Below are 21,270 nucleotides of genomic sequence, written 5' to 3' on the forward strand. Positions count from 1 at the left end.
GCGGCCCCACCGGCCGTGAGAAGTACGAAACGGTTGCCAAGATCGATCTTGGCAACCGTTTCGTACTTCTCACCGCCTCCTCGGGGTCCGGGACGCTCCGGACCCCGCGCAGGGTGGTGCGGTGGGGATCCGAACGAGGGTGTGGACGGGGTGAGTGGACGGGGACGAATGGACGGGGCGGCGTCACCCTTTCCAGCCGTGACGCTGCAGGGCATCGGACACTCGGCCGACCGCCCGGGCCCCGGCACGGCGAAGATCCGCGGCGACCGTGCGCACCTCGGTCCATCCATGACGGAGCCGGGCCTCGGTCCGCGCGATGTCCCGCTCCTGCTGTTCACGGGTCAGGTGCGACGGCCCTTCGTGCTCGGCACAGACACGGAACTCCGGCCAGGAGAGGTCCGGCTCCCCCAGGTCCACCGTGCCCTGGACGATCGCGATGTTGAGCTGCGGCTCCGGAAGACCCGCGCGGACCAGATGCAGGCGCAGCATGGTCTCGGCCGGAGAGTCGCTGCCCACGCGCGCCTGGTCCAGCGCCGCCCGCAGCGCTTCGTTGCCGCGCCGCCCCGGACGACTCGCAACGGATCCCTGAAGCTCCTCGAGGCTCGCGTAGGGGCGCCGGCGCCCTTCGAAGCGGAACCTGGGATGGCGGACGAGGTGGTCGGCGACGGAGGTCAGCTCGTCGCGATCGAGGAGGGTCGAGAGGTCTCCCCATGTGCGGATTCGCGACGTCAGTCGGACGCCTCCCGTCTCCATCACCTCGTGCGCACCGAGCGCTCCGAGCTGGTGCCATCGCACGCAGGGTGCGTCGCGGCGTCGCGTCCTCGCGGCGAGGTCGAGCAGCCCCGTCTCGCGAGCAAGGTGGCGGAACGGGAGGGGCATCCCGAGCAGTTCCGCCGCGGTCGGACCGCAGACGACCGCGTCGGGCGCGTCGCTGCAGAACGCACGGGCGAGATCGAAGACCGTGATCTCCACGCCTGCCCGCACATAGACGCCGCGGGAGAGTCGACGCACGTCAGGGGCCCTGAGGCGCTGCGCGCCGATGCCGAGAGCACGAGCTTCGGCCACCGTGAACGCGGTGGCGAGGCTCTGCGGCAGGGATGACCGGCGCGGGGGCATGGCGAACAGGATGCCCGCGTCGACGCCGCGCACCGGGAGTTATCCACAGCACGGGTCCTCCACACTGCCGGGTGCAGGGTGCCAACGGGTTCCGAGCACCGGGCACCGGGCACCGGACACCGGACACCGGACACCGGACACCGCACACCGCACACCGCACACCGCACACCGCACACCGCACACCGCACACCGAGGCAACGTCCCGTGAGAAGTACGAAACCGTTGCCATCAGCGCTGATGGCAACGGTTTCGTACTTCTCGCGGGTTGTTCCCACGCGGGCAGCCGGGTGTGCCACGTGTTCGCGCGATGCGGACCGGTGCGCGGCGTCGCGCAGCTCACTCTTGCATTCGCTCGCGTTAGCGATATATCGTGATGCTGTCACGACATGAACGACCGTAAGGAGATCACTCATGCGACGCCATCACGATCATCACGACCAGCATCAGGAACTCGACCCGCGCGCTCTGCGCCGGGCACTCATGCGACGCGGCGGCCAGCGCCGGCGCGCCGAGGAAGGAGGGGCCATGTACCCCGACGACATGGGCTTCGGCCCTCGCGAGCAGCGCGGCGGTCCCCGGGCCGGCCGCGGTCCGGGCGCTCACCCGGGCCACCCCGGACACCCGGAGAACCCCGATCGCCCGGAGCGCCATGAGCACCCGGAGCATCCCGGACACGCCGAGCGCCACGGCTTCGAGCAGCACGGTCGCGGCCACGCCCACCCGGGCGCCGACGGCCGCGGCTTCGACGGACGCGGGTTCGACGGCCAGGCGTTCGGCGGGCGCGGATTCGACGGGCGCGGCGCCGACGACCCCGAGTTCGAGGGCCGCGGCCCCGGATTCGGCGGACGTGGCGGGCGCGGCTTCGGCGGCCCCGGCGGACGCGGCTTCGGCGGCCCGGGAGGGCCCGGCTTCGGCGGCCCCGGTTTCGGTGGACGCGGCCACGGCGGACCCGGCTTCGAGGATGCCGACGGCTCGGGCCGCGGCTTCGGGCCGCGCGGCGGACGCGGTCGTGGCCGCGGACGCGGACGTCGGCCCCGCGGCGACGTGCGCACGGCCGTCCTGCTGCTGCTGAGCGAGGAGCCGATGCACGGCTACCAGCTCATGCAGACCATCGACGAGCGCACGGGCGGGACGTGGTCCGTCAGCCCGGGCGCCATCTACCCGACGCTCTCCCAGCTCGAGGACGAGGGCTTCGTCGAGATGTCGAAGGAGGGCGGGCGCAAGCTCGCGACCCTCACCGACGCCGGCACGGCTCATGTCGAGGAGAACCAGGCCTCCTGGTCCGACCCCTTCGCGGGCGAGGACGACTCGTTCGCGCAGGGTGCGCTCGATCTGCGCAGCTCGCTGCGGGACCTCACGGGCGCCGTCCGCGAGGCCACCCGTTCGGGCGAGTCCCAGTACATGAGCCAGGTCGCCGAGGTCCTCACCGAGGCCAAGCGCTCGATCTACCGGATCCTCGCGGGCGACGTGCCAGCCGCCCAAGGCGATGCCACGGGCACCGACGGGGCCGGCGCGGCGGACGGATTCGATGCGGCAGACGGATTCGGTGGGGCGGACGGGTCGACGGGACCTGACGAGTCCCAGCGCTGACGCGCTTCGACGCCATCTGCTCCATCGACCTCACCGAGGCACCGCCCACCGACGAAGCGCCCGCACTCACCTGGAGTGCGGGCGCTTCGAGCTGTCCGGTCCCTCCGCAGATGGCTACGGCCTCCGTCCGGTCCACCCGATCCGGCCCGCTCAGCGCACGACGGGGTCCTTCGTGCCCGCGGCGAGACGGCCCAGGTCCTCGCGGTGGGCGGCGCCCTCCCAGTCGCCCGGGGTCGTGCAGATGAGCGCTCCGCACTCGTTGCCGCGCGCCAGACGGGCGGCGAGATCCAGGCCCTCGAGGCGGGCGCTGAGGTAGCCGGCGACGAACGCATCGCCCGCGCCGACGGTGTCGACGACGTCGACCCTGAGCCCGGGAGCCTCGACCGGCTCCGCGTCGTGGAGAGTGTTCGCGTCTGCGCCGGTCACCGCCTCCGCGGAGAGCGCGCGGGCTCCCTCGGCGCCGCGCTTCTCGACCACTTCGGGGATCCCGTGGGCGTGCAGGATGCGCACCAGAGAGTCCTCTCCCCCGCGCGCCGCATCCTCCCCGCGCTCTGTGCCTCCCCCACTCGCGGCGTCGCCGCTCACCTCCCCGCTCGCCCCGGCGACCTGCGCCTCCGCTGCGAGGGCGTCGGCGATCAGTGCGAGTTCGTCGGTGCCGCCGAAGACGATGTCCGCGGCGACCGCGATGCGCGCGAGCAGTGGGGCGGCGACCTCGCGGGGCGCGAGCGCGGAACGCAGGTTCACGTCGAAGCTGACCAGCGTGCCGACCGCTCGGGCGCGCTCGACGAGGTCCAGCACGGCCTCGCGCGCGGTGTCCGAGAGCAGCGGGGTGATGCCCGTGAGGTGGAGGATCTCGGCGCCGGCCAGCAGGTCGTCGGGCAGGCCGTTCAGGTCGTCGCCCGCCAGTGTGCCGGCATCGAGGGCGCAGGCCGCGGAGCCGCTGCGGTAGTAGCGCACCGTGCTCGCGCCGCCGCTGGGATGCGACTTCAGCATGAGGCCCGTCGGCCGCTCCGGATCGACGACCGCCCGCACCTCGACCTGCTCGGCGCGCAGCTCGCGCAGCACCCGGGTGCCGAGCTCGTCGGCCCCGACACGGCTCACCCAGGCGACGGGGACGCCGAGGCGACGCAGGCCGATCGCGAGGTTGCTCTCCGCGCCGCCGATGCCGATCGTCATGGTGCGCGCGTGCGCGAGGGAGCCGATCCCCTCGCTGTGCAGCAGCGCCATGGTCTCGCCGACGGTGACGACGCGCGGCGCCGCTCCCGCGCGCGGATCCCGGATGGGCGAGACCGTCACCGGCCCGCCTCCGTGCAGACTCCGACGAACTCGCGGGCGCGGTCGGCGAGCGCACCGAGGTCCCCGCCGCGGAAGGCGTCGCCGAGCAGGGGGCCGCCCACGGAGACCGCGTCGGCCCCCGCCTCGAGCCATGCCCGGGCGGCCGCAAGGTCGACCCCGCCCGAGGGGATCACGCGCAGGTCGGGGAAGGGACCGTGCAGGTCCTTGACGTATCCGGGACCGACGGTGCCCGCCGGGAACACCTTGACGGCGCTCGCGCCGGCCCGCCAGGAGGTGAACAGCTCGGTGGGGGTGAGACCGCCGGGGACGATGGGCGTGCCCGCGCCTATCGAAGCCGCGATCACCGCGGGGTCGGTGACCGGGGTGACGAGGTAGGCGGCGCCGCCGTCGGCCGCGCGCCGCGCCTCATCCGGGGTGGTGATGGTGCCGACGCCCAGATCGGCCTCGGCCCCGAAGCGCTCGACGAGCCCGGGGAGGGCGTCGAGCGTGCCGGGGGTGGTGAGGGTCAGCTCGAAGCTGCGCACCCCGGCCTCAGCGAGAGTCTCGATGACCTGGGTGTACTGGGATGCCTCGCGTCCGCGCATGACGACGATCAGCCGTGAGGCGAGGGAGCGCTCGGGCAGCGGGAGGCGGTCGGCGGCGGCCGTCGGGAGGCCCGAGTCGGTCGAGGCGGCGGAGGTGCGGGGATCGGTCATGGGGTGCTCCTCGGGTCGGATGGTCAGGGCTCGGAGGGTCTCGCGATCGGACGGACGCCGCTCACCAGTCGTGCACGGTGCCGTCGCGCAGGCGGTTCACGGGCAGGTAGGCGGGCTCGTAGGGGTGGGCCGCGGCGGCCTCGCGGTCCAGGTCGACGCCCAGGCCGGGGGTCTCCCCCGGGTGGAGCATGCCGTCGGCGAACGTATAGGAGGTGCGGAACACCTCGAGCGTGCGCGCGGAGTGCGGCATAAACTCCTGGATGCCGAAGTTGTGGATCGCCAGGCCGAGGTGCAGGTGCGCGGCCATGCCCACCGGGGAGACGTCCGTGGGGCCGTGGAAGCCGGAGCGGATGCCGTAGATCCCGGCGAAGGTCATCAGCTGGCGCAGGCCGGTCACGCCGCCCGCGTGCGTCGCGGAGGAGCGCACGTAGTCGATGAGCCGCTCGGTGATGAGGGTCTGGTAGTCGAAGACGGAGTTGAAGACCTCGCCGATCGCGAGCGGGGTCGTGGAGTGCTCGCGCACCAGGCGCAGCGCGCTCTGGTCCTCACCGGGGGTGCAGTCCTCGAGCCAGAACGGACGGTAGGGCTCGAGGTCGCTCGCCAGGCGGGCTGCCTCGATGGGGCGCATCCGGTGGTGGCCGTCGTGCAGGAGGTGCAGCTCGGGGCCGAACTCGCTGCGCACGTGCTCGAAGACCGTCGGCAGGTGCCGCAGGTAGGCGGCGGTGTCCCAGGTCTCCTCCTCGGGGCGGCGGGGCGCGTCGGCCGCGAGACGACCGGCGGGCTCGTACTCGTAGGTCCCGCCGGGCGCGGAGTCGTGCACCCCGTAGATCTGGCCGAGGCCCGGCACGCCGGTCTGGATTCGCACGGCCCGGAAGCCCTGCTCGACGTATCCGCGGATCGCGTCGTCCAGGTGCTCGAGATCGGTGCCCGAGGCGTGGGCGTAGGTCATGAGCCCGGTGCGGCTCGCCCCGCCCAGCAGGCGGTACAGGGGCACGCCCGCGCGCTTGGCGGCGATGTCCCACAGGGCCATGTCGATGGCGGCGACGGCGGCCATCGTCACCGGTCCGCGCCGCCAGTAGGGGCTGCGGTAGAGGTACTGCCAGGTCGACTCGATCTGCGTCTCGTCGCGGCCGATGAGCGTGGGCGCGACGTGATCGCGCAGGTAGGAGGCGACCGCGAGCTCGCGGCCGTTGAGGGTGCCATCGCCCAGGCCCGTCACGCCGTCGTCCGTGGTGACGATCGCCGTGACGAAGTTGCGTCCCGGGCTGGTGACGTCGACGTCGATGCTGCGGATGCTCATGAGAGTCCTCTCGGATGGTCGGTGGCGGAGTCGGGGCGGGGCACGGTCACATCGCCGGCTCGGGGTCGGTGAGGTCGCGGCCGGCGACCTCCTTCATCCAGATCGCGGCGAACAGCGCGCAGGCGCTGAAGAACGCGATGATCACCGCGACGGGGATCCACGAGCCGGAGGCGGCGGTGACCCAGGCGGCGGCGACCACGGGGGCGACGCCGGTGGCGATGATGGCGGCGATCTCGCGGACGACGGCCGTGGCCTGGTAGCGGTTCTTCGCCCCGAAGATCTCGGGGAGGGCGAGGTTCTCCATGGAGGCCATCGACATCACGGACACGTTGTGGATGACCACGTAGCCGACGATCACCTTCCAGGTGGTGCCGCTGGAGATCGCGAGCATGCAGGGCACGACGAGCACGAGGGCGGCGGCGCTCGTCACCCCGTACATCGTGCGGCGACCGAAGCGGTCCCCCAGGGCGCCGACAATCGGCACGGTCGCGAAGGCCACCAGCGAGGAGATGATGACGACCTCGGTCGAGAGCTGCTTGTTCAGCATCAGCACGACGGTGATGAAGGAGATCAGGTAGGTCTGGATCATCCCGGAGTTGCCCGCCTGCCCGAAGCGCAGCAGGAACGCCACGGCCACGGACTTGAAGGTCAGGGACTTCGCCTCGACCGCACGGACGGCCTCGGCGGGGGCGTCGCCGGCCCGGACGTCGGCCGCGGTGACGGCCTCTCCCTCGACGACGTCCTCGCGGGCCTCGAAGACGGGGCTCTCCTTCAGAGTGAGGCGGACCCATACGGCGAACACCATGACCAGGGCGCTCGCGACGAACGGGATGCGCCATGCCCAGTCCATGAGCTGCTGCTCGGTGACGGCGACCAGCAGGATCGCCCAGATGCCGGAGGCGAACAGGGTGCCGCAGTTGGTGCCGAGGGCGACCAGCGAGGCGATCACGCCGCGGCGGCGGGCGGGCGCGTACTCGGAGAGCATGACGCCGGCGCCGGAGATCTCGGCGCCCGCGCCGAAGCCCTGGAGGAGCCGCAGGACCACCAGCAGCGCGGGGGCGAGCATGCCGACCTGCGAGTACACGGGCAGCACGCCGATCAGGGCGGTCGCGAGCCCCATGATCACGATCGTGTAGAAGAGCACCCTGCGGCGCCCGATGCGGTCGCCCATGCGTCCGAAGAACCAGGCGCCGACGGGCCGCGCGATGTATCCGACGCCGTAGGTGGCCATCGCGCCGACCACGGCCATGCCCGGGTCGTCGTTCGCGAAGAAGAGCTCGCTGAACACGAGGGCGGCGGCCAGCGAGTAGAGCTGGAAGTCCATGAACTCCAGCGCCGTGCCCAGCCAGCCGGAGACGGCCGCGCGCACGAGGTCGCCGACGCTGCGCTCGGGCTGCCCGGTGCCGGTGGGGGTCGACGGGGAGTCGTCGGTGGTGGGGGCGTGAGTCATCGTGCTCCTTCGCGCGGTGCCCGGGGGCGGGGTGGTTTCGGTGGTGTTCTCGAGGTGTGGGGTCGCGTCCGAGGGACCCGCGTCCGACGGACGCGTCGGTCGGGCGCGTCGGTCGGGCCCGACGGACGACCGACGGCCGGGGAGGCGCCCGGACCTCGTCGGCCCGGACGCGTCGGTCAGAGGGCGAGCAGGACCTTCGCGGAGCGGGAGGCGTCGCGGGCGGTCGCGAAGGCCTCGGTCGCGTCGGCCGCGGGGACCACCTGCGTGACCACCTCGCCGATCGCCGGGTCCTGGACGAGCAGAGTGATCGCGTCGTCGATCTCGGTGGAGAAGCGGAAGGTGCCGCGCAGCTCCGCCTCCTTCGCGAGCAGCGGGGCGAGGTTCACGGAGATCTCGGCGTCCGGCAGGATCCCGACCTGCACGACGATGCCACCGGGGGCGACGGCCCGGACGGCCGAGCCCAGCGAGACAGGGGCCGCCGAGCACTCGAGGACGACGGGGAACGACCCGGGATCCACCTGCTCCTCGGTGACGAGGACGGTGCGGGTCGCGCCGAGCGCACGGGCGCGCTCGAGGGGCTCGGGCCGCACGTCGCCGACGACGATCTCGGAGGCCCCTGCATGGTGCAGCGCGGAGACGGCGAGCAGGCCGATCGGGCCCGCGCCGAGGACCAGGGCGGGTTGCCCGGCGACGTCGCCCGCGATGTGCACGGCGTGGATGGACACGGCCAGCGGCTCGGCGAGGGCGGCGGTCTCGAGGGAGAGGCCCTCGGGCAGCACGCGCACCATGTCGCGCTCGACGACGAGCTGCTCCGCGGCGGCGCCCTGGCGGTGCGGGAACACGCCCGCGCTGCCCAGGTAGTCGCCTCCGGGCCAGAGGTGCGGCCGCTCCTCGAGACCCTCGACCGGAGCGCCGTAGCGGGCGGGGTGCACGGTCACGGGAGTGCCCGGGACGAGCTCGCCGGAGGGGTCGAGATCGACCGTCGCCGAGAGCTCGTGGCCGGGGACGAAGGGCTCCCGCACGAGGTTCTCGCCGTTGCGGCCGAGGTAGTAGTAGTGCAGGTCGGAGCCGCAGATGCCCACGTACTTCACGCGCAGGCGCACCTGGCCCTCGGCGGGCTCGGGCACGGGCTGATCCTCGAAGCGGATGTCCTCCGCACCATGGATGACCAGGGACTTCATCGTCGTTCCTCCTCGCGCGGGCCGCGCGGCGCCGGTGTCGGCGACTTCTGTGGTTCCGGTGGCGGAATCGCCCATCGTTTTGTATCCTGAAACGACAGTTCCGCAATGCGTGATCACTATAGGCCCGCCTCGCGGGCCCGGCAAGATCGCGCCCGCACCCTGGTCATCGCCGACCGCGTGCCGTCCGCTCCCCGTCGCGGGGCACGGCTCGCCCACCGATCCGGAAGGCCCCCATGCCGACAGCCCCTGGCTCCGACCCGACGTCCTCCTCCCCCGGCGGCAGCGTCGACAAGGCGCTCGTGCTGCTCGACGTGCTCGCCGAGGCGGGGCCCGACGGCCTCATGCTGCGCGAGATCGCGGAGGCGAGCGGCTTCCACAAGGCCTCCTCGCACCGCATCCTGCAGGCCCTCGCGCACCGGGGCTTCGCCGTCCAGGACCCCTCCGACCAGCGGTACCGCCTGGGCAGCGCGCCCATCGTCCTCGCCGAACGCTATGCGCGCGGGGACCATCTGCCGGCGCTGTTCTCCCCCGTGCTGGCGAGCATCAGCCGCAGCTCGCAGGAGCTCGTGCACCTGGGGACGATGGACGGCACGAACGTGCTCTACCTCGACAAGGTCGAGCCCGAGCGCACCCTGCGGGTGTGGTCGCGCGTGGGCAACCGGGCGCCTGCCGCGCGCACGGCCCTGGGGCGGGCGATGCTCGCCGCGCAGGGCGTTCCCGGCCCCGCGCTCGCCCCCTACGCGGAGGCGACGACGGCCGACGGCGGCCTGGTCGTGCCGCCGTCTCGTCTGCAGGAGGTCGTCGACGAGGCGAGGGAGCGCGGCTGGTCCGCCGAGGTCCAGGAGAACGAGCAGGGCATCGCCTGCGTGGGCGTCGCCGCGCTGCGCTTCGACGGCCGGGCCGCGGCCGTGAGCATCACCGGGCCTGCCGAGCGCATGGACGAGGAGCGGCGCGCGGAGCTCGGCGCTCTGCTGCGCGAGGAGCTCGAACGTCTCGGGCCCAGCGGGTTCACGGTGATGGGGCGGGGCTGAGCCCCAGGTCCCTCAGCCCACCGCGTCCTTCATCGCCGCCTCGATGCCGTGGCGGGCGATCACCTCGAGCAGCTCGCCGACGCGCACGGTGAACGCTTCCTCGCGGGGCAGCTCGTGCCCCAGGAAGCCCGCGTCGAGCACGGCGCGGGCGATCTCGCGCGGAGCGGTCGCGGAGCCGACGGAGCGCAGGATGCGCTCGCGCGCGGGCTCGTCGACCGCCTCCATCTCGGGGGTGACGGCCACACCGTCGGGCTGGACGATCGTCGCGATCCATCCGGCGATGAGCAGGGCGAACACGTGCGGCATGCGCCCCTCGCGCAGGTGCTGGAGCGCGGCGACCGGGATGCGCTGGGGCAGGCGGATGGAGCCGAGCGAGGCGATGCGGGAGGTCGAGTCCCCGAGCGGCACGTTCTCCCAGCGCCGCACGAGCGAGGCGATGTACTCCTCCGGGTCCAGGCCGTCGGGCAACGGGATCGTGGGCAGGGCGTCGCGGCGGATCTGCGCGAGCACGGCGTCCTGCACGGCGGGGCGCTGCCAGGTGCCGGGGATGGTGGGGATCCCCTGCAGCACGCCCAGGTAGGCGAGGAGCGACTGCGAGGCGTTGACCAGGCGCAGCTTCACGAGCTCGTAGCGATCCACCTGGTCGCTGATCACGGCGCCGCCCGCCTCCCAGCCGGGTCGGCCGCCGGGGTGGTCCTCCTGCATCACCCACATGGTGAACTCCTCGGTGCGCACCGGAGCCTCGTCGCGCACGCCCAGCAGGCGCTCGACGCTGCGCCGGGTGTCGTCCGTGGTCGAGGGCACGATGCGGTCGACCATCGAGTTCGGGAAGCCCACGCGGGTGCCGGCGAAGCGCAGCACGTCCTCGTCGGCCCCCGCCTCCTGGAGGAACTGCGTGACGACGGCGCGGGCGACGTCGCCGTTGCCCTGGAGGTTGTCGCAGGACTGGATCGTGAACGGCTCGCCGCTCGCGGCGCGGCGCTCGATGCCCCGGGCGATCGTGCCGATGACCGTGCGCGGGGCGTCGCCGGATCCCGCGCTCGACCCCGTTCCCGCGGCGAGGTCGGCGCGGATGGCCGGGTCCTCGAGGTCCAGGCCCCGGGCGTTGGGCGACCAGCCGTAGCCGCCCTCGGAGACGGTGAGGGTGAGGATCCTGCGTGCGGGGTCGGCGATCTCCGCGACGACGGCAGCGGGGTCCTCGGTGAGGATCCCGAAGCGTCGGTGCACGTCGACGACCTGCGCGTTCTCACCCTGCGGGGACAGCTGCAGCACCGAGTAGAGGCCGTCCTGGGCGGTCATGGCGTCGACGACGGCCCGGTTGCGGTGCCCGAACGCGCTGATCCCCCAGTCCCCGCCCGCGGCCTCCATCGCCCGCGCGGTGTACACGGCGGCGTGGGCGCGATGGAAGTTCCCGAGCCCCAGATGGACCATGCCCGGGGTGGGCGGGGCGGAGACCCCGATCTGCGTGAGCGGGGAGAAGGTCGACCGGTTCAGGGGTTCCATGGCCCCATAGGTATCAGAACTCGTCCTCGTTGCCGTCGCTGAGCCACGCCCCGATCACCGGGAACTCCATGACGCGCAGGCGGGCCGTGCCGTAGGGGACGAGGCGCAGCCCGTGCACGGGACCGTGCTCGAGCACCGGGCTCGCCGGCGGCGGGGTCGCCGAGGCGCCGTCCGCCTGCCACTGGGAGAGGCGGCTGCCGCGGGCCTCGAGGGTGAGGGCCTCTCCCGCGGCGAAAGGAGCACTGGGGATCTCGCCGTGGCCGACCTGCCAGGCACCTGCCTGCTCGACGTCGGCGAGCGCCCAGCTCCAGTTCCCCCGCGGGTGGATCTCCCACTCCCCCAGGCCGGGGGCGCCCGGGACCTCCACCCAGTTCTCGCCCGGGGTCGCGACCATGACCAGCGGGCCCACGTGCACCGCGGCGGCCTGCCGCTCGCGCCGCTCGACGCGGGCGCGCATCGGCAGCGTGAGCTCGATCGTGGTCTCGCCGTGCCAGGCGCGGCGCAGCTCCACGTGCCCGTCGGCCGACGGTTCGACCGGGACCTCCTCGCCGTCCACCACGAGTCGCGGCGCATCGCACCAGATGGGGATGCGCAGGCGCAGCGGCACCTCGGCGTCCGCCGCGGCGGCCGGTTCCGGCCCGTCTCCCCCGCGCACCAGGATCCGCACGCTGTCGCGGAACGGGTAGTCGGTGATCACGTCGAGGTGGAGGGGCCCGCCGTCCGCGTCGACGTCGATCGTGCAGGGTGCGTAGGCGACGGCGCGCAGGCCGCCGTCGGGGTCGCGCACCCAGAGGTTGGCGGCGAACTTGGGCCAGCCCTGGTGGAGGTTCGCGGTGCAGCATCCGAAGTGCGGCTCGAGGCCGAACATGTTCGCGTCGTCGCTCGAGAACGACCAGTCGCGGTGGGCGACGGAGACCTCGATCTGGGTGCCCTGCTGGTGGTACTGGTGGGCCCGCATCCGCGGATCGCACGAGGCCGCGAGCAGGTTGAAGGCGAGGGATTCGAGCCGGTCGCCCTGCACGGCGTCGCCGTGCACCTTCGAGAGCACCTCGACGGTGTGCATCATCTCCACGACCAGGCAGGTCTCGATGCCGGCGGTCGCCTCGCGCCCGCCCAGCCACTCGTCGCCGGAGAACCAGCCGTGGGCCTGGCCGTGCCAGCGCATGAGGTGCGAGAGGGCCTCCTCGGTGCGCGCACGATGGCAGGGATCGCCGTCGACGAGCTGGGCGGCGGCGCCCGTCTTGAGCCCCATCGCGACGTTCACGCCGTGGGCCGAGTGGGCGGAGACCTGGGCCTGACCGGTGATGACGCGCTCGATGAGGTGGGTGTCCCAGTCGAAGGTCTGGGAGAGGACGAGGCGGGCGAGGTCCTCGAGCCAGCCGCTCGCCTCCGCCTCCTCCGCCGGGAGGTGTGCGCGGGTCCAGGCGATCGTGAGCACGTCCTCGGCGCCGCGCGCCTTCGCCCACTGCGCGAGCGGGCGCGCGGGCAGGTGCGCGAGCTGGAAGCGGTGCCAGCGGAGCAGGAACGGGACGACGCGCGCATCGCCGGTCGCCTCGGCGTGCTGGATCAGCACCTTCGCGGCGACCATGCGCGGCCACCATTCCTCGTCGGCCGTCGGCCCGAAGAAGCCGTCCTCGCGCTGGGATCCGAGCATCCATTCGATCCAGGGCCGGGCCTGGGCGATCAGCTGCTCGTCGCCGAGCACGTGCGCGAGGGGGACGAGTCCGTCGAGATAGTAGGGGCCGCGCTCCCAGCTCTCGCCGTCCCCGCCGAGCCAGCCGCTGTCGGAACCGACGTCCGGCCAGACCTCGGGCAGACGTCCGGTGATCCCGTCGGCCTGCAGCCGCAGCTGGCGCTCGAGCCAGCCGCGCGGCCGGATCGCGCCGAGCGGGAGGGTGGCCGCGACGTCGGGGAGCGGGTTCCAGGTGCCGTCGGACGCGGGGTCCGATGCGGGAGCGGCGCTCATGCGCCGGCCTCCCCGGTGACGAAGCCGCGGATCACCGCGGCATCGAGCTTCGGCCGACGGTCGGCGGTCGCGAGGCCGTTGGCCTCCTGCTGCGTGTCGGTGAGCTGGGTGTAGCAGAAGCCGGCGAGGACGGGGCTCGCGGTGACGGCCTCGAACAGTCCGCCGACGCGCTCGGTGAACTCCTCCTCGCTGCCGACGACCGCGTATCCCCAGGTCTCGGCAACGGCGAAGGCGATGCCGCCGAACTCGGTGAGCATCACGGGGGCGTCGGGGCCGAGGTCGCTCGCGCCGTCGAGGACGGGCCTGCGCCCCTGCGGGCCCATGCCGGTGATCGTGCGTTCGAGGGCGGCGGCGTCGGCGTAGTGGGCACGCAGCCGGGGCGGGTCGGTGCAGTAGTCGTGGACGGTCAGCAGGTCGCCGCCGGTGTGCTCGTAGCCGTCGTTGGAGACGACGGGCCGGCTCGGGTCGAGGGCCCGGGTCAGGGCGGTCATGGCGAGGGCGAGCTGGCGCTGTCCGGGGTGGTCGGCGAGGTCGCGCACGCCCCAGCTCTCGTTGATCGGCACCCAGGTGACGATGCTCGGGTGGGCGCGGTACTGGGCGACGATCTCGGCCCATTCGGAGCTGAGCGCGGCGACGGCGCGCGGCGAGTACGTATAGGCGTTCGCGGTCTCGCCCCAGATCATCAGGCCCTGGCGGTCCGCCTCGAACAGCAGGCGCGGGTCCTCGGTCTTCTGGTGGATGCGGGCTGCGTTGAAGCCGAGGTCGAGGATCAGCCCGACCTCCTCGCGGCAGGCATCGGCCGACGGCGGGGTGAGGTGCGTGTCCGGCCAGAAGCCCTGCTCGAGGACGGATCGCACGTAGCAGGGCTCGCCGTTGAGCAGGAACCAGCCCCGGTCGACCCCGACGGTGCGCAGACCCAGGTAGCCGAAGGCCTCGTCCCGGACGACGCCCGCGCCGGCATCCGCGCCGTCGTCGTCGCTGGCGAGCACGAGGATGCGGGCGTCCACGAGGTGCGGGTGGCCGGGTCGCCACAGCAGGCGGTCGCGGGCCTGGGTGTTGCGCAGTGCGGAGATCTCGACGGCGCCGGCGACGCGGGGCTCCACGGCGTCGAGCTCGATCGCGCCGAGCTGCTCGGTGCCGCGATCCGTCGTGCTGCTGAGCTCGACGCGCACCCGGGTGCCGGGGCGGGGCCGACGGGCCAGGTCGACGACCACCTCGACGCGGCAGCGGGCGAGGTCCGTCTCGGCGGTGAAGGCCGTGACGTGCTGGTCGGGCACGATCTCGATCCACACGGTGCGCCAGATGCCGGTGGTGCGGTCGTACCAGATGCCGTGGGGCTTCTCCTCCCAGTCCTGCTTGCCGTGGGGCAGGTCCACGTCGTGCGGGTCGTCGGCGGCGCGGACCACGATCACCGCGGTGCCGTCGTCGGCGAGGTGGTCGGTGAGGTCGACGGTGAAGGCGGTCTGTCCGCCGGTGTGCTGCCCGGCGAGGCGGCCGTTGACCCACACCATCGCCTCGTGGTCGACCGCGCCGAGGTGCAGCAGGGCGCGATGCCCTGCTGGTGGGGAGACCCGGGCGGTGCGTCGGTACCAGACGACGGGGTGGAAGCCGCGGTCACCGATCCCGGAGGCCTCGCTCTCGGGCACGAAGGGCACCTGGATCTGCCGGTCCAGCGGATCGGGGCGGTCGGCGGCGGACGCGCCTGCCGGTCCATCCGCTCCCGCTGCTCCGTCGGCGACCGTCGATCCGCCCGCACCCGCCGTTCCGCCGGTGAACCAGTGCTCGGCGAGGCCGCGGTCCTCGTCGTCGTGGGCGAAGTCCCAAGTGCCGTCGAGGCTGGTCCAGCTCTCGCGGATCAGGGTGGGGCGGGGGTGGGTGCCGTCCTGGGCGGAGGCGCGCAGGGTGGTGCCGGCGGTCGCGCGAGCAGTCATCGTCGATTGCCTTTCGAGGGTGCGTGGGACCGACGCTACCGGTCCGCGAAGCCCGAGGCCAGAGGTTCTCCCCACGTGGGAATGTTCGCGATGATCGTCGAGCGTCGTCCGCACAGCCGATCCACAGCCGGGCGACAGCAGGGGCTCGACGGACGCTCGCTACGTTCGCCCGATGCACCGACCCGCACCGCACTCCTCTGCCCGGGACACCTCGTCCCGCGGCGCCGACGCCCGCCCCCTCTCCCACCGACCGTTTTCCCACGGCTCGTTCTCGCACCGCTCGTTCTCGCACCGCACGCCGTCCCGGCGCTCCGTCCTGCTCGGCGCAGGGGCGGGCGCCGCAGGGCTCGCGCTCGCCGGCTGCCAGGACTCGGGCGGGTCCTCGGACGCTGCGGCGAAGACGCCACAGGTGACCATCTCCGAGTTCGAGAACGCGCGCGGGGACTGGACGGTCTGGCAGGTGTCCTACGACCTCGAGGACGGCGAGTCGAACCCCGACCTGTACACCGACGCGACGCAGACGGCGCGGCACGAGGCACTCGAGGCGAAGAAGGCCGAGGGCGGCTGGACCGCGCAGAACCCGCTGCTGGTGCTCGACCCCTACGGCACCACCCGCACCGGGCTCTACGTGCACTTCGCGGACGACTCGGCGGGTGCGCTCTCCTTCGTCGGCTCCGTCGCCGATGCGAAGGATTTCGCGAAGACCGCCGCGAACCATGCGGAGACGGGCTTCGAAGGCCTGGTCGTCGGCCTGGTCCCCGGAGCGACCAACACCCTCGCCCTCACCTGGCGCCCGAAGAGCGGGAAGGCCGTGCGCGGGTCGCTGAGCATCCGCACGCCCACCACCGCCTCGGGCTACTCCTCGACCATCGCGGCCGACGTGAAGGATGCGGAGGCGCTGACCGAGGGCCTGTTCGCCATGTCCGGGATCTCCGGGCCGGGCAACAACTCCTTCCTCATGGACAACGCGGGCATCATGCGCGCCGAGCTCGCCTCGACCACCTCCGCCCAGCACCATCTGGTGGTCGAGGACGGCCGCATCGTCACCACCACGGGCAGCGCGCAGGTCTCGGTGCTGGACCACCTGGGCCACGCCGGCACGATCATCGACCTCGGGAAGCAGTCCGTGCACCACGACCTGGACGTCGTGGGCGACGCCGCGTTCGTGCTGACGTCGGTCACCAGCAGCGGACGCTCCGAGGACCGGGTGACCCGGGTGGACCTGAGCACGGGGGACGTGGAGGAGGTGGTGGACCTCCAGAAGGTGTTCCCCGAGTACGAGAAGCTCGCGCACACCCGCACCAGCGACGGGCTCGGCGACCCCGTCGCGACCGGTGAGGACTGGATCCACATCAACACCCTCCAGATCATCGACGACGTCATGTACCTGTCCTCGCGCGAGACCTCCACGGCCTTCGCCCTCGAGAACGCGCTGGACGCCGGATCCACGCCGAGCGTGCGCTGGATGCTCGGGGCCGAGGGCCTCTGGGAGGGCACCGGGTACGAGGGGAAGTTCCTCGAGCCCTCCGGGTCGATGATCGGCAACGCGGGTCAGCACTCGGTGCACCGCGTCGACGACGATTCCCTGCCCGACGGGCAGTTCTACCTGGAGATGTTCAACAACAACTACTGGTACGTGGGCACCCGCAACGAGGTGGATTGGAAGGACGAGGGCCCGGACAACGCCTCGACGGACGAGCTCGAGGGCACGAGCCACATGCTGCGCTACCTCGTGGACGAGAACACCTGGAGCTATACCGAGGACCTCGCGGTCGAGGTGCCCTACTCGTCCGTCGTCTCCAACGTGTTCCGCCTGGGCAGCGGGGGCATCCACGAGAACGCCGTGGTGAACTCCGGGAAGTCCGGCGTGTTCTCCGAGCGCGACGCGGACGGCGAGGTCCTGGCCTCCTATCGCTACGACACCTCCAACCTGGGCTACCGGGTCTACAAGGACACCTTCGAGGGCTTCTGGTACGCGGCGTCCTGATCGTCTGATCCCCTGCTCCCCCGATCGGCCGACGGGGGCACGCGCCGCGCCCGTGTCACGGGCCCTCTCGCTTCGGCACCTCTCGCAGCGGCCTCTCCAGCGGCCCCTACCGCGGGAATGTCTCCCGCGCGTCTCGTCGGTCGTCCTCCTCCTGCTGGCGGCGCAGCGCGAGGAGTGCGACCGCTGTGCGCACGGGTCGCGGCGCCCGGAACACGATGCCCGACCGCCCGGATTCGGAGACGCCGAGGATCCCGTAGGCCTGGAGCAGGAAGAGGTCCCTCTGCGCGTCGGCGAGGTGGGCGAGCGCCTGCAGATCCACCTCGCCTCGACGCTCGTCGATCGGGACCCGAGTGATCGCGGAGTTCGCGCCGATGCCTCGGAACAGGCGCGCGATCGCGGCCTCGTCGAGGCACCCGTCCGCAGGGAGCTCCGGCAGCGCGACACCGTCCTCGCAGGTCGCGGCGAGCAGGGATTCGAGCAGGAGGCCCGTGTCACGGAATCCCCCGTGCCCGGGGCAGCAGCGGCTGAGGACATGCAGCAGCTCGGCGATCGCCAGGACACCGTCGACCTCGCCGTCCAGCTCCCCCAGCGGCTCGTCGGCCTCGTCGAGCGCCCCTCGGGCCCTGGGGTGCTCCGCACTGCAGCGGCGCACCCTGCGGCTGTCGTCCTCGACGAGCACGCCCAGGTTCAGCAGCACGGCCCACGGCCCGAACAGCTCGGGGATCTCCCGCAGCCGACCGCCGGGGCGGACGATCCCGGCCCGCTGCTTGAGCTCGCGGACCGCGGCATTGGGAAGCACTCCGCTGTCGGTGAGGGGCCGCCCGTCGCCGACGTAGTCGCGCAGCAGCCGACAGCGCTGGACGAAGGGGATCGCGGCCGCCTGCCGCACCCATTCGAGGTCATCGATCTCCTCCTCGAGAAGGGAGGACGTCGGAGGCAGGAACCACGGCGTCGCGACGCCGTCCTCGAAGGGCCGCGCCTCACCGCCCTCCCACCAGGTGCGGCCGCAGGGATGGCCCTCCCAGAAGTCGGCGTCCTCGGAGTCGTCGGGATCGATGGTTGCGTGCGTCGTGTGCGTCATGGCCCGAGACTCCCCGCCTCCGCCCGGGACCGCGAGGGTCCGACGAGGATTGTGGACAGCGGAGCGCTGGGGAGGAACGGATGGCTCCCGCCCGGCGGAAGAGGGCGCAACAGGGCACGACGAAACGCCGTCTCCTCGGGGAACACGCAGACGACACGCGGGCGACGAGTGAGCGAAATCGGTTGATTCCGGCACCCCGACGCGCAACGATGCAAGCGTGCCCCGCGGGAACCCACTCGCGCGGGCGCACCGCCGCACGGCGGCAGGAGGTGGCGGCGATGTCCGTGGTGAAGGTCTTCAACAAGGGATACGACCCGGCGACCGGGATCGGCGAGCTGCTGCACACGACCTCGGTCCGGCACGCGTTCGGGATGATCCGGCGCGGCGTCGCGGACCCCGTCGAGCTGACCCTGGCCGGCGATGACATCGTCCCCACGGCCCTGGAGCTGACGCGCGAGCTGAGCGGTGCATGGGTCGAGGGCGAGGGCCGCCGCTCCGTCGGCTTCTCCTTCCGCGCCGTCCACGAGCGCGACCACTGGACCTGCGCCTACTGCGGGCGCAGCGTCTCCAAGACACCGCCCTGCTCCGCGCTGCTGGCGACCGTCGACCACATCATGCCGGTCTCCCGCGGCGGTGCCTCGAGCTGGACGAACCTGGTCTCCGCCTGCCGCGAGTGCAACGGACGCAAGGCCGATCGCACACCGGAGGAGGCGGGGATGCCCCTGCGCTTCGCGCCCTACGATCCCGCCGTCGCCTATCGCGTGGGCGGGCACGTCGAGGTGATCCCCGGGATCCGCGAGGCGCTCGCGGCCTGAGCGCCGAGTCCGAGTCCGAGTCCGGGCCCGAGTCCGAGTCCGACTCCACCTCTGCGCCTCTGCACCCCTGACCTCGCGTGATGCATCGTCCATCACTATGTTCTTGAAATTTCTATCATTCAGCGCTACACTGGAGTCATCGACGACGGGGCAAAGGGCCCCGGCACGTCGCACAGGAGGCGATGGACATGACGGCAGTGACGATCTTCGGCACAGGGAACATGGCGAATGCGATCGCGGGTGTGCTCAGCAGCGGGGGCGCGGACGTCTCCCACATCGCGCACGAGCAGACCGGCAGCGCCGAGATCACCGGCGACATCGTCGTCCTGGCCGTCCCCTACCCGGCCATCGACGGCATCCTCGCGCAGTACGGCGACCAGCTCGCCGGCCGCACGGTCGTCGACATCACCAACCCGCTGAACTTCGAGACCTTCGACAGCCTCGTGGTCCCGTCCGACTCCTCGGCCGCCGCCGGGATCCAGGCGCGCCTGCCCGAGTCGAAGGTGCTCAAGGCCTTCAACACGACCTTCGCGGGCACGCTGGCCTCCGGCACCGTCGGGGATCTGACCACCACCGTGCTGGTCGCGGGCGACGACTCCGAGGCGAAGTCGACCCTCGTCGGACTCGTCGAGAAGGGCGGCCTCTCGGCGGTCGACGCCGGTGCCCTCTCGCGCGCCCGTGAGCTCGAGTCGATCGGCTTCCTCCAGCTCACGCTCGCCGCGGGCGAGAAGATCTCGTGGACCGGGGGCTTCGGTCTGGTCCGCTGACCACAGCACCGCAGTACCGCAGCACGAGAGCGCCGCGGCGCCGCAGCACAAGGGACGCAGGAGGGCCGGAGCGCATCGCTCCGGCCCTCCTCGCATGTGCGCTCCCCTCAAGGGCGGCATGCGCGCTCGTCCCCGCGAGATGGGCGCGGAATGGGCGCGGGATGCGCGGGATGGTCCGCTCAGCCGCCTGCGCGCGAGGTCCGCGGCGAGAACGCGAGCGGCTCCTCGCGCACCCGCGTGAGAGCCAGCTCGATGGCGCCGAGGGCGATGACCTCGCGTCCGAGCGTGCTCGCGACCAGCTCGGGGATCGGCGGGGAGGCCTCGGACTCGAGCACCGCGCGCGCCGCCGCGAGCACCGGCTCGACCGCGCTCGCGATGCCGCCCGCGATCACGATCTTCTCGACGTCCAGGACGCTCTCGAGGACGACGGCCACGTGCGCGAGCCGGGCGCCGAGCCGCTCGATCACGCGCTCGGCGAGCGCGTCGCCCGCGAGAGCGGCCGCGAACACGTCCGGAGCGCCGATCTCCTCGAGCGCGGTCCCGCGCAGCGTCGAGGGGGCGGTCGTCGTCTCGAGCTCGTGGCGCGCCCAGCGCCGCGCCAGGGCGCCGAGCCCGTCGGTGGCCCCGGCCCCGGCCGCGGGGTCGTCGCGCAGCGTGAGCTCGAGCAGGCGCAGCTCGCCCGCTCCCCCGCGGTAGCCGCGCAGCAGATGCCCGTCGACGATCAGTCCGGCGCCGAAGCGCTCCCCGGTGACCAGGGTCGCGACGTCGTCGGCGGGGTCGCGGGCATGCTCGGCGAGGGCCGCGAGGTTCGCATCGTTCTCGACGAGGACCCTGCCGTCGAGCCGGGTGTCGAGATCAGGGTTCATGCGCGGCCAGAATCGGCCGTCGCCCGCGGGAGTGCGTCCGCCCGCGTCGACGGGAGCGGGCACGCCGACCACGTTCAGCAGCACGTCGGCCGCTTCGACGCCCGCGTCCCCGAGGGTGCCGGTGATCGCGCGGCGGATCGCGCGCATCCGCGCCTCGGCATCGAGGACGGCGGGACCGAGCTCCCCGTCGTCCGCGATCAGCTCCTCGTGGGCGGAGGCGAGCACGCGGCCGCGCAGGTCGGCGACGAGCACGTGCAGACGGTGCTCGCCCGCGTCGACGCCGACGACGTACCCGGCGTCCTCGGGAACGCGATAGCGGCGCGCGGGGCGGCCCCGGCTCGAGAGGCCGGCGGCCCGGCTGTCGGCGATCTCCTCGAGCCATCCGGCGGCGACCAGGTCGCCGCACACGCCCAGCACGGTGGCGCGCGTCAGACCGCTCGCCGCCATCGCCTCTCCCGCGGCGAAATCTCCCGTGCTCAGGGCGAATCGCAGCAGCTCACCGCTGTTGATGCGCCGCAGAAGACGCGGTGATCGAGCGGGGCCGTCGGACATGCCTTGACAGTACCGGAGCACCTCCACATACTTCATGCAGGCCGTAAATCTATGTTCTATATTTACCGGATCGGCCCGTGGCCCATCCGCCGACGCGCGCGTCGGGCCCTGCCGAGAACCGAAGAGCCTCGTCGGGCTCCCCC

17 protein-coding genes are annotated in these 21,270 nt (G+C 72.7%); 5 read left to right on the plus strand and 12 right to left on the minus strand.

The genetic code is table 11. The annotated features are described in order from the left end of the window. Positions 1–183: 183 nt before the first annotated feature. Together MHY49_RS13785 and MHY49_RS13790 are read right to left on the minus strand one after the other, a co-directional pair. Positions 184–1,149: a hypothetical protein gene (locus tag MHY49_RS13785; protein WP_239204996.1), complete on the minus strand. Its 966-nt coding sequence runs from the start codon at positions 1,147–1,149 to the stop codon at positions 184–186. 372 nt (positions 1,150–1,521) lie between these two features. After that, positions 1,522–2,205, minus strand: a complete 684-nt coding sequence (locus tag MHY49_RS13790; protein ID WP_239204998.1) for a hypothetical protein — start codon at positions 2,203–2,205, stop codon at positions 1,522–1,524. On the opposite strand from MHY49_RS13790, the gene MHY49_RS13795 reads away from it, so the two are divergent. Further along, complete coding sequence (locus MHY49_RS13795; protein WP_239205000.1) at positions 2,200–2,706, plus strand: PadR family transcriptional regulator; 507 nt, start codon at positions 2,200–2,202, stop codon at positions 2,704–2,706. The two genes, MHY49_RS13790 and MHY49_RS13795, sit on opposite strands and share 6 nt — an antisense overlap. A gap of 150 nt (positions 2,707–2,856) precedes the next feature. Here MHY49_RS13795 and MHY49_RS13800 read toward each other — a convergent pair whose 3' ends face one another. The 5 genes from MHY49_RS13800 to MHY49_RS13820 all read right to left on the minus strand — a co-directional run bounded on the left by MHY49_RS13800 (position 2,857) and on the right by MHY49_RS13820 (position 8,628). Next, positions 2,857–4,002 (minus strand): sugar kinase, encoded by a 1,146-nt coding sequence (locus MHY49_RS13800; RefSeq protein ID WP_370646153.1) that lies wholly within the window; start codon positions 4,000–4,002, stop codon positions 2,857–2,859. Continuing rightward, on the minus strand, positions 3,999–4,697 hold the full coding sequence (locus MHY49_RS13805) for a bifunctional 4-hydroxy-2-oxoglutarate aldolase/2-dehydro-3-deoxy-phosphogluconate aldolase (protein WP_239205002.1): 699 nt from the start codon (positions 4,695–4,697) through the stop codon (positions 3,999–4,001). Before MHY49_RS13805 ends, MHY49_RS13800 begins: the two co-directional genes overlap by 4 nt. 61 nt (positions 4,698–4,758) lie before the next feature. Beyond that, positions 4,759–5,997 (minus strand): D-mannonate dehydratase ManD, encoded by a 1,239-nt coding sequence (manD, locus tag MHY49_RS13810; RefSeq protein WP_239205004.1) that lies wholly within the window; start codon positions 5,995–5,997, stop codon positions 4,759–4,761. A gap of 46 nt (positions 5,998–6,043) precedes the next feature. Then, positions 6,044–7,447, minus strand: coding sequence for an MFS transporter (locus MHY49_RS13815; protein WP_239205006.1), 1,404 nt, complete (start codon positions 7,445–7,447; stop codon positions 6,044–6,046). A 176-nt stretch (positions 7,448–7,623) separates the two neighbouring features. Then, positions 7,624–8,628, minus strand: a complete 1,005-nt coding sequence (locus MHY49_RS13820; RefSeq protein WP_239205009.1) for an L-idonate 5-dehydrogenase — start codon at positions 8,626–8,628, stop codon at positions 7,624–7,626. 233 nt (positions 8,629–8,861) lie between these two features. On the opposite strand from MHY49_RS13820, the gene MHY49_RS19205 reads away from it, so the two are divergent. Next, positions 8,862–9,659 (plus strand): IclR family transcriptional regulator, encoded by a 798-nt coding sequence (locus MHY49_RS19205; RefSeq protein ID WP_304502682.1) that lies wholly within the window; start codon positions 8,862–8,864, stop codon positions 9,657–9,659. Positions 9,660–9,671: 12 nt separating this feature from the next. Here the strand turns inward: MHY49_RS19205 and MHY49_RS13835 are convergent, their stop codons facing one another. From MHY49_RS13835 to MHY49_RS13845, 3 genes are read right to left on the minus strand one after another with little or no spacing between them, the layout of a single operon-like run. Next, a complete protein-coding gene (locus MHY49_RS13835) occupies positions 9,672–11,162 on the minus strand; it encodes a mannitol dehydrogenase family protein (protein ID WP_239205011.1) in 1,491 nt (496 codons plus the stop codon). 13 nt (positions 11,163–11,175) lie between these two features. Next, positions 11,176–13,128 (minus strand): beta-L-arabinofuranosidase domain-containing protein, encoded by a 1,953-nt coding sequence (locus tag MHY49_RS13840; RefSeq protein ID WP_239205013.1) that lies wholly within the window; start codon positions 13,126–13,128, stop codon positions 11,176–11,178. Further along, positions 13,125–15,059 carry a glycoside hydrolase family 2 protein gene (locus MHY49_RS13845; protein ID WP_239205015.1) on the minus strand — a complete coding sequence of 645 codons (1,935 nt, stop codon included), beginning with the start codon at positions 15,057–15,059 and terminating at the stop codon, positions 13,125–13,127. Before MHY49_RS13845 ends, MHY49_RS13840 begins: the two co-directional genes overlap by 4 nt. Positions 15,060–15,231: 172 nt before the next feature. Between MHY49_RS13845 and MHY49_RS13850 the strand changes: the two genes are divergently transcribed. Beyond that, positions 15,232–17,046: an aryl-sulfate sulfotransferase gene (locus tag MHY49_RS13850; RefSeq protein ID WP_239205017.1), complete on the plus strand. Its 1,815-nt coding sequence runs from the start codon at positions 15,232–15,234 to the stop codon at positions 17,044–17,046. Between the two features lie 106 nt (positions 17,047–17,152). Here the strand turns inward: MHY49_RS13850 and MHY49_RS13855 are convergent, their stop codons facing one another. Next, complete coding sequence (locus tag MHY49_RS13855; protein WP_239205019.1) at positions 17,153–18,127, minus strand: hypothetical protein; 975 nt, start codon at positions 18,125–18,127, stop codon at positions 17,153–17,155. A 278-nt stretch (positions 18,128–18,405) separates the two neighbouring features. On the opposite strand from MHY49_RS13855, the gene MHY49_RS13860 reads away from it, so the two are divergent. Beyond that, positions 18,406–18,942: an HNH endonuclease gene (locus MHY49_RS13860; protein WP_239205021.1), complete on the plus strand. Its 537-nt coding sequence runs from the start codon at positions 18,406–18,408 to the stop codon at positions 18,940–18,942. Between the two features lie 188 nt (positions 18,943–19,130). Beyond that, positions 19,131–19,709, plus strand: coding sequence for an NADPH-dependent F420 reductase (locus MHY49_RS13865; RefSeq protein ID WP_239205023.1), 579 nt, complete (start codon positions 19,131–19,133; stop codon positions 19,707–19,709). A gap of 179 nt (positions 19,710–19,888) precedes the next feature. Here the strand turns inward: MHY49_RS13865 and MHY49_RS13870 are convergent, their stop codons facing one another. Next, positions 19,889–21,163, minus strand: coding sequence for an ROK family protein (locus MHY49_RS13870; RefSeq protein ID WP_239205025.1), 1,275 nt, complete (start codon positions 21,161–21,163; stop codon positions 19,889–19,891). Between the last annotated feature and the right edge of the window lie 107 nt (positions 21,164–21,270).

Origin of the sequence: Brachybacterium sp. ACRRE (genome assembly GCF_022346485.1) — a bacterium.
Lineage (GTDB): Bacteria > Actinomycetota > Actinomycetes > Actinomycetales > Dermabacteraceae > Brachybacterium > Brachybacterium halotolerans.

What these genes read in the sequence shown, in the direction of transcription:
- MHY49_RS13820 (WP_239205009.1), bottom strand. Translation starts at nt 8,628, where the DNA reads ATGAAGTCCCTGGTCATCCATGGTGCGGAGGACATCCGCTTCGAGGAT.
- MHY49_RS13855 (WP_239205019.1), bottom strand. Translation starts at nt 18,127, where the DNA reads ATGACGCACACGACGCACGCAACCATCGATCCCGACGACTCCGAGGAC.
- manD (WP_239205004.1), bottom strand. Translation starts at nt 5,997, where the DNA reads ATGAGCATCCGCAGCATCGACGTCGACGTCACCAGCCCGGGACGCAAC.
- MHY49_RS13845 (WP_239205015.1), bottom strand. Translation starts at nt 15,059, where the DNA reads ATGACTGCTCGCGCGACCGCCGGCACCACCCTGCGCGCCTCCGCCCAG.
- MHY49_RS13860 (WP_239205021.1), top strand. Translation starts at nt 18,406, where the DNA reads ATGTCCGTGGTGAAGGTCTTCAACAAGGGATACGACCCGGCGACCGGG.
- MHY49_RS19205 (WP_304502682.1), top strand. Translation starts at nt 8,862, where the DNA reads ATGCCGACAGCCCCTGGCTCCGACCCGACGTCCTCCTCCCCCGGCGGC.
- MHY49_RS13805 (WP_239205002.1), bottom strand. Translation starts at nt 4,697, where the DNA reads ATGACCGATCCCCGCACCTCCGCCGCCTCGACCGACTCGGGCCTCCCG.
- MHY49_RS13835 (WP_239205011.1), bottom strand. Translation starts at nt 11,162, where the DNA reads ATGGAACCCCTGAACCGGTCGACCTTCTCCCCGCTCACGCAGATCGGG.
- MHY49_RS13840 (WP_239205013.1), bottom strand. Translation starts at nt 13,128, where the DNA reads ATGAGCGCCGCTCCCGCATCGGACCCCGCGTCCGACGGCACCTGGAAC.
- MHY49_RS13815 (WP_239205006.1), bottom strand. Translation starts at nt 7,447, where the DNA reads ATGACTCACGCCCCCACCACCGACGACTCCCCGTCGACCCCCACCGGC.
- MHY49_RS13850 (WP_239205017.1), top strand. Translation starts at nt 15,232, where the DNA reads ATGCACCGACCCGCACCGCACTCCTCTGCCCGGGACACCTCGTCCCGC.
- MHY49_RS13870 (WP_239205025.1), bottom strand. Translation starts at nt 21,163, where the DNA reads ATGAAGTATGTGGAGGTGCTCCGGTACTGTCAAGGCATGTCCGACGGC.
- MHY49_RS13865 (WP_239205023.1), top strand. Translation starts at nt 19,131, where the DNA reads ATGACGGCAGTGACGATCTTCGGCACAGGGAACATGGCGAATGCGATC.
- MHY49_RS13795 (WP_239205000.1), top strand. Translation starts at nt 2,200, where the DNA reads ATGCACGGCTACCAGCTCATGCAGACCATCGACGAGCGCACGGGCGGG.